This window comes from Cupriavidus sp. USMAHM13, assembly GCF_001854285.1.
Taxonomy (GTDB): Bacteria; Pseudomonadota; Gammaproteobacteria; order Burkholderiales; family Burkholderiaceae; genus Cupriavidus; species Cupriavidus malaysiensis.
This window is the reverse complement of the sequence record NZ_CP017752.1, coordinates 2,836,086-2,846,312: the sequence shown is the minus strand read 5'-3', so window position 1 is coordinate 2,846,312 and position 10,227 is coordinate 2,836,086. Positions and strand designations below refer to the sequence as shown.

The following is a 10,227-nucleotide window of genomic DNA, read 5'->3' as shown; positions in this document are numbered from 1 at the left end:
GCATCGCCCGCCTACATGCCGCAGAGGGTCTCGCGCAACGGCGCTGCCTTGCGCGTGAAGTGGCGCAGCGTCGCGGACGGGTTCCAATCGTCGCCGTCGATGCTGTAGCTCTCGTCGAACGGCTTGGCATTATTGGTCTGCGCGTACAGCGGCGTGGTGTACGGCGCCACCACCATCAGGTGCATGGTGCCGTCCGGGCCGAATGCCAGCCCTTCGGCTTCGGTGCGGTTCGGCTCGTCGTAGGTCAGCAGCTCGATCACGCTGCCGCTGACCGTGTCGACCTTGTAGATGCGCTTGCGCTTGAGGCCGTTGACGGTGTCCTTGGTATCGGCGGAGGCGTACAGCATGCCCTGGTAGATCTTCGCCCCTTGCACCCGCTTGCCATTGAACGAGGTCTGCAGCGGCACTGAGCGGATCAGCTTGAAGGTCTCCAGGTCGAAGACATTGAGCTTGTCGGCCGCCGCCGTGCTCCACGTGACGGTATAGAACTGCTTGCGTGGCGCGTCCACCGCCACCCAGGGCACGCCGTCGGCATGCTCGGCGAGCGGCAGCGCGTGCTTGACGCCGGTGTACTGCAGGGTCTTGGCGTCGAACACGGCGATATAGGATTGCTGGGACGAATCGTCTTCGTCTTCGATCGGTGCGTAGAGTTTGCCGTCGGCGATATCGATGTCGCCGATATGGCCCATGTGCGGCCCGCCGGGGGATGCGCCGTAGATGGCCTGGATATCGGCCGGCAGCGCCAGCGGCCGGTTCAGCGCGGGCGCATAGCCGGCGTCGGTGCGCTGCAGGCCGTAGCGCCAGGAGAACACCGGCGTGGCGCCGTCGAAGGCCAGGCCCTGGCTTTTCAGCGTGGCGGGGATGCTGGCCGCCTGCTCGTCGGTGAGGTAGGAGAATCCGGTCAAGGTCTTGGCGTCCAGCGCCAGCTGCGTCAGCACGCGGTCCAGGTATTGCTGCAGCACCGACATGTCGTTGACGAAGGAGGTGCGTTGCGCCGTGGCTTCCGACCAGGTTTCCTGGTCCAGTGCGCTGTTGACGGCGCGCAGGGCCGCCACGACCGGCATGCTGCGGCCGACCAGCCTGGTTTCCAGCGCCAGCAGATCGGCTTCGGACAGCGCGGCGAGCTTGACGCCCGCGGCCGATGCGGTGAGCGGTGGAATGGAAATACCGTTGCCGGGATCCTGGTCGGAGTCGAGGCTGAGCAGCAGGCTGGCCAGCTTGCCCAGAGCCGGCGTGCTCTGGCAGTTGCGCTCGGGCTGCAGGTCGAAGAGGGTGATGACGGGCTTGGGCTTGATCGCCGCCAGTTCGATGCCGGCGACTTCCAGCGTCAGTGTGCTGGCGCTGTTGACGGAGAAAGTGCCGTTGTCGGTCTTGACCGGCAGGCCGTCGGCCTTCACTGTCAGTCCGCTCAGCCCGGGCCAGCCGGCCAGCTTGACCTGCATGATGGTCGCGGCGGGCGACGTGGCCGGAGGCGGCTGCACAGAGCTGCCTGCTGCGGGAGTGGCGGGGCTTTCCGCGCCATCGCCACCGCAAGCGGCAAGGGAGCCGACGACGACGGCAAGCAGCGGGATGGCGTAGCGGTGGGTAACCGGCAGGGCGGGACGGCGAATCTTCATGATTCCGGAGCGGACGTACTGCGGTGGGCAGCCCGAGTGGGAGCACTCAGGGACGGGAGCGGGCGGTGATTTCCGCCCGCCGGAGCCCCGCATTGTTGGCCCGCCGTGTGGCACGCCTGTGACGCAATGTCATGACATCAAGGCATGGCAATGCGCCGTCGCCCGCCTGGCACCGGCGAGGCGCTCTTACGTCGACGTCAACGCATTCGCCGGCGGCCTGGCGCGCAACGCCGTCGGTTCGATGCCGAACATGCGCTTGTGTGTCCGGGTCAGGTGCGCGGAATCCGCGAAGCCCGCCAGATGCGCGGCCTCGGTCCAGGTCGCGCCGGACAGCGCGGCTTCGACGGCGAGGTTGATGCGCAGCCAGAGCACGTAGGCGCGGAAGGAGCTGCCGGTCTCGGCGACGAACAGGTGCCGGAAGCGGCTTTCCGACAGCGCGACCGCGGCCGCCACGTCACGCAGCTGGACGGTATCGGCGAGATGCGCGCGGATGTAGTCCAGCGCCGGGCCCAGGCGCGGGTCGGGCTGCCGTTCGAGGCCGGGCGTGCTGCCGCTCAGTTCCGCGATGGCGGCCGTGGCGGCACCGGCCAATGCCCTGGCGCCGTGGCCCGCCTGCAGGCCCTGGCGCAGCAGCCGCGCGGCGGCGCGGACAGCATCCGGCGGCAGTTCGGCCACGGCAGGGGTCGGATAGCGTGCCGTCAGCGCACGTCCGGCGCTGCTCTCGGGTTCGACGAAGAGGTGGGCCACGGTGGCGCTGCCGTCGATCTCGAACTGGTGCGTGCATTCGCTGGCGACGAAGGCTCCCGCGTAGCCGCACCAGTCGCCCTCGGGCTCGGTGCGGAAACCGAAGCGGCCCCGCAGGGCGATGGCGATCTGGTGCGCATGGTGGCGGTGCCACTGCGTGCGGCCCCGGCTTTCACCGATCCAGAGGCTGCCGCCATGCCAGAAACAAGGGTGGCCGATGGCCGCGATGGCCGAGAAGCCGGCGCGTGCGGCGGATGCTTGCGCGGATGTGCCTTGCTTCGCAGCCACTGCGTTCTCCTTCAGGTCAGCCGTTTCGTTCAAGTGCCGGATGCCGGCGGCCGGGACAATCGCGCCATCCTAACAGCCTCTTGATTCCGCATGATGTACCGCTCTGCTTTTGCCCGGCACGTCCGTCCCTGCCGCCAGGCGGAACCCGACGCCGCCCGCCACCAGCGCTGGTCCGCTGGATGATTGAAATGGCTGGCGCCGACCGATTTCAGTGATTCAGTGGACTCGCTGTCGCGCGCCGTGCCCTGTCGCAATGCGGTGCTCCCGGCCAGTGCTTCGGCCGGGGGCCCCCCCTCCGGGTCCCATCGACGCGGATTCGTTTCTCATCCCTCACCCAGGACACTATCCATGTTCAAGCCATTGGCGCAGACCGTGCTGGTCTCGCTCGCGACCGCTGGTCTCGCTGCCTGCGGGACGCCACCCGCCGATCTCGATCTTTCGCTCCAGCATCCGACTGCCGAGGGCAGGTTCATCGTCAGCATGGTGCCACCCGCCGCGGGCGCGGCCATCCGCCAGATGCATGCCTGGCAGGTGCGCGTGGAAATGCCCGACGGGCGGCCTGTGCAGCATGCCGCCATCGGCTTCGACGGCGGCATGCCGCAGCACGGCCATGGCTTTCCCACCGCGCCCCGCGTCACCGGCGAGCTTGCGCCGGGCGTCTATGCGCTGGAAGGCGTGAAGTTCAGCATGTCCGGCTGGTGGGACATGCGCCTGGCGATTCGCGCCGGTGACCTCAGCGATACCGCGGTGTTCAACGTCATCGTCGGCGATGACGGATTGCGCCGCTGAGCCGCATCGGCCAGGAGACCGTTTGATGGACCCGATTGTTGGAACCAAGGGGCTTGCGCTGCCGCGCGCGGGCCGGCGTGCGCGGCGGCTGCGGGCGCCGGCCGCGGTGCTCATCTGCCTCGCGGCGCTTGTGCGGATCGCGCCCGGCCTTGCCGGCGATGGTGCCGATGCTGGCGATCCCTGGACGAAGGGGGAGCGTGCCGTCCTGTCTACGATGCACTTGAGGCAGCTGCCGTCGCCGTCGCCCGATCCCTCGAATGCGGTGGCCGATGTGCCGGCGGCGGCGGCGTTCGGCAAGCGGCTCTTCTCGGATGCACGCCTGTCGCGCAACGGCGCGGTGTCGTGCGCCACCTGCCATGTGCCTGAGCGGCAGTTCCAGGATGGCCTGGCGGTCGGCAGGGGGATCGGCGACGGTCGCCGCCGCACCATGCCGGTTGCCGCGACGGCGCATAGTCCTTTCCTGTTCTGGGATGGCCGCAAGGACAGCCAGTGGTCCCAGGCCCTCGGCCCGCTGGAAGATGGCGTCGAGCATGGCGGCAACCGGCTGCAGCTGGCCCGGGTCGCGCTGGCCCACTACCGGCGTGAATACGAGTCCTTGTTCGGGCGCCCGCCGGAGCTGCCGTCATGGCCGGCCGATGCCTCGCCGCTGGGCAGCGAGCGCGAGAAGCAGGCGTGGTCGTCGCTCGCGCCCGCGCAACGGGATGCCATCAACCGCGTATTTGCCAATCTCGGCAAGGCCATCGCAGCCTACGAGCGGACCGTGGCCTACGGCGAATCGCGCTTCGACCGCTACGTCGAAGCCGTGCTCGCCGGAGACCGCGAGGGCAGGCGCATGCTTTCGGCGCAGGAGATCAAGGGCCTGCGCTTGTTCCTCGGCAAGGCGCAATGCGCGACATGCCACAACGGTCCGCTGCTGACCGACCAGGCTTTTCACAATACCGGTGTGCCGCCGGGAGCGCGGCGGCTTCCCGACCCCGGGCGCGCGGCGGCCACGGCAGGCGTGCTGGCCGACGAGTTCAATTGCCTGGGGCGCTATAGCGATGCGCCGCCGGAGCACTGCCGCGAACTGCGCTTCATGGCCGCAGGCGGGCCGGACCTGGCGGGCGCCTTCAAGACGCCGGGCCTGCGCAACGTGGCCTTGCGGGCCCCTTATATGCATGGCGGGCAGCTCGCCACCCTGGATGCCGTGATGGCGCACTACATGCGATCGCCGGCCGCGGCGGTGGGACATTCCGAGTTGTCGGCGGAGGAGGGGGGCCACGCCGGGCACCTGCGTATCCGCTTGACGGAGACCGAGGCAGGCGACGTGGTGGCGTTCCTGGGCAGCCTGTCGGGGCCCATCGTGGAGCGTCCCATCGGCGCGAGGCCGGCGGAGCCGGTGCGCTGAGCGGGCCGGGCACAGGCCGGGTTCCATGGCCGCGGAAGGCAGTGGACTAGCCTTCGACCTCGATCCGCCGGTAGACCCGGTAGCCCTGTCCGCGCACCGTGGCGATCGGCAGCCGCTGGCCGCTGGCCTGTTCGATCTTGCGGCGCAGCCGGTGCATCTGCGTATCCAGGCGGCGCTGGTCGTAGTGCAGGTAGTCCTCGCCGAGCGCCTTGACGATGCTCCTGCGGGTCACGTACTGCGCGCCGTGGGCGCCGTCGGCGAGCGCGCGCAGCACCGTGTAGTCCTGCGCCGACAGCGGCACGGGCGCGCAACCCGGCGGCATCAGCGCAGGCGGCGCGGCGGACAGGCGCCATGCCGCGGGCGCATCGGTCGGCGCGGCCTGCAGTGCTTCGTCGGGCAGCGCCTGCTGGCGCGCGGAGATGTCGCGCGCCACTGCCACGCGGTGTGTCTTGCACTCGGACAGGCGCGCCGACCACTCGATGGTGGCGAGGCTGCCGTCCTTGCGGACGTAGCGGTTCTCGAAGTGCCGCTGCTGGTAGCCGGCCTCGATGCGCGCGACCGCCTGCAGCGTTCGGTCGAGGTCCTCGGCGTAGAGGAAGTCGAGCATCGATCTGCCGACCATCTCTTCCGGCCGGTAGCCGAAGATGGCTTCGCAGGCGCCGCTGATGGACAGGAAGCGGCCTTGCCGGTCGACCACGCAGATCGCGTCGAGCAGCAGGTCCATGACGTGCTTGGGTGGCTGGATCGCCATCTTCGTTCTTGCAGGCATCTTGCAGACATCGGGTGCCACCACCGCCGGCGGCCCCGTTCCAGGCGCCGATTTTAACCGGCGGCGCGCAACCCCGCTGCCGGGTGGGGCGCCGCGGGCGCGGTTGTCTCGCTTGCTAGGCGCCGTCCCCGCCGTCCCCGCCGTCCCCGCCGCCCCCGTTGTCCCCGTTGTCCCCGTTGTCCCCGTCATCGTCGTCGCGCGCTCTGCGCCCGCCCGGCCTGGACGTGGGGCGCCCCTGGCGACCGAGCGGCAGTTGCGGGTATTGCATGGCGGCGTATTGCAGTGCGGCGTCCTCGGAGACGAACGGCAGCGGGCTGTCGGTGGAGTCGTCCTCGTAGACCGGAGTCAGGTAGACCTTGCCGCGGATCACCTTGCTGAGATTGAGTCGCTTGAGCGCTTTCATGCCGGACGGAATGGATTGGCCTGCCGCGCCGCAGGCAGCCCGCAGGCAGCCCGCAGGAGGCGCCGGGATGGCGTCATGCGGGTGAGGTGCCGGCGTTGGCGTGGACGTGGGCGTCGCAGCTTGAGCCTACGACGCAGTAGCGTGCGTCGCATGCCCCTTTCGGGGGGCGCGGGTGCGCTGGCGCACGCAGGTGGGCGGGCCGGCGGCGCCGGGTTCAGTCGGGCCGCGGCAGGTCGCCCGGGGCGGCGTGGCCGATGGCCGGAGACTTGATGTGGCGCAGGGCGTCGCGGAAATGCTCGTGCCGGGCGCTGCGCAGCCATTCGAAGGCCACCATCTCGACCGTGGCCGGCAGCGCGCCGGCGGCGGCCAGGCGTGCCACCGCGGTGTCGTGGTCGATGGCCTTGCGCGAGCCGGTGGCATCGACCAGCAGGGTGACCTCGCGCCCGTGCCCGAGCAGGCCGAGCGCGGTCTGCAGCACGCAGACGTGGGCTTCGCAGCCGGCCACGATGACGCGGCGGCGTGTCGCCGGCAGGATCTCGCACAGGCCGTCGGCGCAGGCATCGAAGCTGTCCTTGGCGAAGGTGCGGTCGCACAGCGCCGTGACTTCGGCGAGGTTGGCGCCCAGGCTGCCGGGGCTCTGTTCCGTGCCGACCACCGGCACGCCGAGGCGGCGCGCGATGGTGGCCAGGCGCACGCATTCCCTGACCACCTGCTCGCCATGGCGGATGGCCGGCATCAGGCGGGCCTGCAGGTCGACCAGGACCAGTATGGAATCGGCGGCATCGTGCAGCATCGTCATTCTCCTGTGGGGCCGGCATGGGCGCGAGGGCACAGCGCCAAGGCTGCCAGTGCCGCGCCGGGATGGCAAGCGCGCCGCCGCTCGTGCCGGCCGGGCGCCAGGCCCCTGGAAGGCGGATGCCGGACGTTGGGCGTTAGACATTCGGCGTTAGACGTTAGACTTGAGCCCTTCGAAGCCAAGCCAGACAGCGTTGTTCACCATGAGCCTGCAATCCGTCAGCGATTTCCTTGCCCGCCACGCCCCCGACATCCGCATCGTCGAGAAGGACACCAGTACCGCCACCGTGGCCGAGGCGGCGACGGCCCACGGGGTGGAGCCGGCTCAGATCGCCAAGACCCTGTCGTTATGGCTGAAGGACGAGGTGGTGCTGCTGGTGATGGGCGGCGATACCCGCATTGACAACCGCAAGTACAAGGATCGTTTCGGCGCCAAGGCCAAGATGCTGAACGCGGACGAGGTGCAGCAGTGGACCGGCCACCCGGTCGGCGGGGTCTGCCCTTTCGGCCTGCCGCGCGATCTCCGCATCTTTGCCGACGTGTCGCTGCAGAAGTTCGAGGAAGTGCTGCCAGCCGCGGGTGCCACCCATGCCGCGGTGCGGATCGCGCCGGCGCACCTGGCGCAGTTGGTCAAGGCCGAGTGGGTGGACGTGGCACAGGAGCAAGCGCAGGCGCCTGTGCCGGCCTGAAGCGCGGCCGAGGCCGCGCGCCCGCAGCGCGCCGGCCTAGCCGCGAGGCGTCGTGCGGGAGCTTCCGTCGTCCGCTCGCTTGCGCCCGTGGATCATCGCCGCCACGAGGTTCTCACCGTGCATCCGCCCCATGACGATGGCCGCCACGACGTGCACGCCCACCAGCACCATCAGGCAATCGGCCAGCGCGGCATGCAGGTCTACCGGCCAGTCTTCGCCCCAGAAGGCGTCGAGCCGGGACAGCCATCCGGTCGCGGCAAGAGCGAGGATCAGTGTCCACATCGTCACCATCATCAGGGCGCCCAGCGGCGTGTGGCTGAGATAGCGCGGCGCGCGCCCGGCGAGCAGGGCGCGGCTGTAGGCAAGCGCGCCCGATGGCGACGGCAGCCACGCCGAGAAGCGCGCCGGCGGGCTGCCGACAAAGCCCCACAACAGGCGCAGCAGCACCAGGCCAGCGGTGGCATAGCCGAGTGTGCGATGCAGCGGGCCGCCGGAGTTTTCCTCCAGTTCCCACAGCACCAGTGCTGCTACGCTCCAGTGAGTGAAGCGGACCACGGCATCCCAGACGCGCACCGTGGCCTGCGTGCCTGCCGGCATGCTCGGCTTCTTCATCGCTGCTTCATGTGAGGCTTCTTACTTGCCGATCTCCGACTTCACCACCTCCAGGGTCTTGGTGTCGTAGTAGATCTCGGCCTTCTTGCCGTCCTGGGTCGTGCCGTAGATCTCGTAGCAGTTGCCGTCGACCTTGAATTTCTTGATCTTGTAGCCTTCGGCTTCGATCTTCGCCCTGGCATCCGCTTCCTTCATCCACTCGGCTTTCGGGTGGGCGGTGCATTTGGCACTGGCGAAGGCGCCAGTGGAAAACAGGCCGGCCAGGACAAACAGGGTAATACGCTGCATGGGTTGTCTCCCTATCGGATAGATCAGTGGCGGAGAGGCTAATGCAAGCGAGAACGATTTGCAATTCGGGAATGTTCCTGCGCGGCCTCAGCCGGGAGCTCGCAGGGCCGCGTCGAGTCGATCCACTACCTCGGCCCAGTCCGCGTCTTCGAGAATCTCGTCGCGCAGCAGGGCGGCCTGCGCCGGGGTCCAGAAGGGCGCGTCGGCGAGGGCGATGCCAGCCGCCAGCGGTGCATGGGTAGCCAGGAAGGCACGGATGCCGGCGTCGTCGGCGGGCAGTCCCAGTTGGGCGAACAGTTCGGAAAAGCGGTGGAACGAGGCGTCCATGATCGGCTTGGCTTGGCCGCCCGGCGGGCGGCGGGTGGAAAGGAAGGGCCGTCTGCCGCAGGCGCGGCCCATGCCCTCGGAACTATAGCCTACCGAGATGGCCGCAGGCCCGGCGACGGGTCGGCAGGCGTTCAGTCCTGGCCGCTGCGGTACTGCTGGTAGACCGCCTGCGCCAGCGCCAGCAGGCGCGCGCGTTCGAGCGTGCCGGCCAGCGCGAAGCCGAGATCGCGGTCGACCCAGTAGAAGGCCATCGGACGGGCCGCCGCCGCGGGCCGGCCGAGAGGGGCGTTGCCAGCCTGTTCCAGGCGGAAGCCGGTTTCCGGCGTGCCGGCGGCCATGCGGCGCAACTGCAGCGAGACACGCGCGCCGTCCTCGGATTCGTACATCAGGATGGCCGAGGGGCCGCCCACGGCCACGCCCAGCCGTCCGCCGATCAGCCGGAAGCCCTCGGCGCGCAGGTCCGGCACGCGCAGCGGCGCGCCCAGGCGCTTGGACAGCCAGGCCACGAGATGGGCCTCGTCGGCGGCGTCCACCTCGACCACGTGGCGGACTTCGGGGGCATAGACCGCATGGCTGAGCAAGGCATCGCGCGCGAAGCGCTCCGCCGCCGCTTCACGCGGCGGGGGGCCGGCGTCGCCGCGGGCCAGCCAGCCGAGCGAGGCGCCGACCGCCAGGCAGCACAGGCCCACCGGCAGGGCCAGCCGCCAGGCGGGCGTGCCCGGCCCACGCCGTCCCGCCGGCCGGCCATGCAGCGCGGCGGGCAGCGCCGCCAGCGGCACGGCGTCGTTGAGCACCGGGTCGAAGGCATGGTGCAGCGCGCGCGCCTGGGTGCGCCAGGCGGCCACGCGCGCGGCATCGTCCGGGTGCGAGGCCAGCCAGGCCTCGATCTCGGCGCGCCGATCGTGGGGCAGTTCGCCGTCGGCGTAGGCGTGCAGGTCGGTTTCTTGGACGGAGGCCATCATTTCACTCGCTGCAGGCTGGTGTCGGAGGCCGCGCCCGTGCCGGGCGCCGTGCCGAGCAGCGCGCGCATGCGCTCGCGCGCGCGCGACAGGCGCGACATCACGGTACCCGGCGGGATGCCCAGCACGCGGGCCGTTTCCGCATAGGACAGTTGTTCCAGGCTGACCATCAGCAGGACCGCCCGCTGCGCCTCGGGCAACTGCGCCAGGGCCTGTTCCAGGTCGAGGCGCAGTCCGGGTTCGGTCTCGGGCGCGGCTACCTCGGGCGGGGTGTCCGTGTAGGCGACCAGATCCTTGCGGCGCAGGGTGTTCAGGCGCAGGCGATGCATGATGGTCAGCAGCCAGGGGAACAGGCCGTCGGCGCCGTCTCCCCACCACGTGCCGGGACGCAGGTGGAAACGCCAGCGGAAGCGCAGGGCCCGCTCCAGCGTGTCCTGCACCAGGTCGTCGGCCAGCGCGCCGTCGCCGGTCAGGCCGCGCGCATGGCGGCGCAGGCGCGGCGCCAGCCGGATCAATTGCTGCTCGAATGCGTCCACGGACGGGCGGCTCCGGTATGGGGAG

13 protein-coding genes are annotated in these 10,227 nt (G+C 70.1%); 3 read left to right on the top strand and 10 right to left on the bottom strand.

What is annotated here, in order from left to right; genetic code table 11:
* Nucleotides 1–11: 11 nt before the first annotated feature.
* Both BKK81_RS30730 and BKK81_RS30725 read right to left on the bottom strand, forming a co-directional pair.
* The gene (locus BKK81_RS30730) at nucleotides 12–1,616 is read right to left on the bottom strand and encodes a hypothetical protein (RefSeq protein WP_156811499.1); all 1,605 of its coding nucleotides are present in this window, start codon (nucleotides 1,614–1,616) and stop codon (nucleotides 12–14) included.
* 186 nt (nucleotides 1,617–1,802) lie between these two features.
* Complete coding sequence (locus BKK81_RS30725; protein ID WP_197524002.1) at nucleotides 1,803–2,648, bottom strand: helix-turn-helix transcriptional regulator; 846 nt, start codon at nucleotides 2,646–2,648, stop codon at nucleotides 1,803–1,805.
* A gap of 348 nt (nucleotides 2,649–2,996) precedes the next feature.
* Here BKK81_RS30725 and BKK81_RS30720 point away from each other — a divergent pair, with 348 nt between their 5' ends.
* Together BKK81_RS30720 and BKK81_RS30715 are read left to right on the top strand one after the other, a co-directional pair.
* On the top strand, nucleotides 2,997–3,437 hold the full coding sequence (locus BKK81_RS30720) for a FixH family protein (RefSeq protein ID WP_071020858.1): 441 nt from the start codon (nucleotides 2,997–2,999) through the stop codon (nucleotides 3,435–3,437).
* A complete protein-coding gene (locus BKK81_RS30715; protein WP_231908148.1) occupies nucleotides 3,418–4,824 on the top strand; it encodes a cytochrome-c peroxidase in 1,407 nt (468 codons plus the stop codon). The genes BKK81_RS30720 and BKK81_RS30715 overlap by 20 nt, the downstream gene beginning before the upstream one ends.
* A gap of 46 nt (nucleotides 4,825–4,870) precedes the next feature.
* Here the strand turns inward: BKK81_RS30715 and BKK81_RS30710 are convergent, their stop codons facing one another.
* From BKK81_RS30710 to BKK81_RS30700, 3 genes are all read right to left on the bottom strand, one after another.
* On the bottom strand, nucleotides 4,871–5,575 hold the full coding sequence (locus tag BKK81_RS30710; RefSeq protein WP_071020856.1) for a PAS domain S-box protein: 705 nt from the start codon (nucleotides 5,573–5,575) through the stop codon (nucleotides 4,871–4,873).
* A gap of 133 nt (nucleotides 5,576–5,708) precedes the next feature.
* On the bottom strand, nucleotides 5,709–5,996 hold the full coding sequence (locus tag BKK81_RS30705; RefSeq protein ID WP_071020853.1) for a hypothetical protein: 288 nt from the start codon (nucleotides 5,994–5,996) through the stop codon (nucleotides 5,709–5,711).
* A 214-nt stretch (nucleotides 5,997–6,210) separates the two neighbouring features.
* Complete coding sequence (locus tag BKK81_RS30700) at nucleotides 6,211–6,789, bottom strand: isochorismatase family protein (RefSeq protein WP_071020850.1); 579 nt, start codon at nucleotides 6,787–6,789, stop codon at nucleotides 6,211–6,213.
* A gap of 205 nt (nucleotides 6,790–6,994) precedes the next feature.
* Between BKK81_RS30700 and BKK81_RS30695 the strand changes: the two genes are divergently transcribed.
* Nucleotides 6,995–7,480 (top strand): YbaK/EbsC family protein, encoded by a 486-nt coding sequence (locus tag BKK81_RS30695; RefSeq protein WP_071020848.1) that lies wholly within the window; start codon nucleotides 6,995–6,997, stop codon nucleotides 7,478–7,480.
* Between the two features lie 36 nt (nucleotides 7,481–7,516).
* Here the strand turns inward: BKK81_RS30695 and BKK81_RS30690 are convergent, their stop codons facing one another.
* The 5 genes from BKK81_RS30690 to BKK81_RS30670 all read right to left on the bottom strand — a co-directional run bounded on the left by BKK81_RS30690 (nucleotide 7,517) and on the right by BKK81_RS30670 (nucleotide 10,202).
* Nucleotides 7,517–8,092, bottom strand: a complete 576-nt coding sequence (locus tag BKK81_RS30690; RefSeq protein WP_231908147.1) for a cytochrome b/b6 domain-containing protein — start codon at nucleotides 8,090–8,092, stop codon at nucleotides 7,517–7,519.
* A 21-nt stretch (nucleotides 8,093–8,113) separates the two neighbouring features.
* Nucleotides 8,114–8,380: a PepSY domain-containing protein gene (locus BKK81_RS30685; RefSeq protein WP_071020845.1), complete on the bottom strand. Its 267-nt coding sequence runs from the start codon at nucleotides 8,378–8,380 to the stop codon at nucleotides 8,114–8,116.
* Nucleotides 8,381–8,467: 87 nt separating this feature from the next.
* Nucleotides 8,468–8,707 (bottom strand): DUF2789 domain-containing protein, encoded by a 240-nt coding sequence (locus tag BKK81_RS30680; protein ID WP_071022686.1) that lies wholly within the window; start codon nucleotides 8,705–8,707, stop codon nucleotides 8,468–8,470.
* A gap of 131 nt (nucleotides 8,708–8,838) precedes the next feature.
* Nucleotides 8,839–9,669, bottom strand: a complete 831-nt coding sequence (locus BKK81_RS30675; RefSeq protein WP_071020843.1) for an anti-sigma factor — start codon at nucleotides 9,667–9,669, stop codon at nucleotides 8,839–8,841.
* Nucleotides 9,666–10,202, bottom strand: coding sequence for an RNA polymerase sigma factor (locus BKK81_RS30670; RefSeq protein WP_071020840.1), 537 nt, complete (start codon nucleotides 10,200–10,202; stop codon nucleotides 9,666–9,668). The genes BKK81_RS30675 and BKK81_RS30670 overlap by 4 nt, the downstream gene beginning before the upstream one ends.
* Between the last annotated feature and the right edge of the window lie 25 nt (nucleotides 10,203–10,227).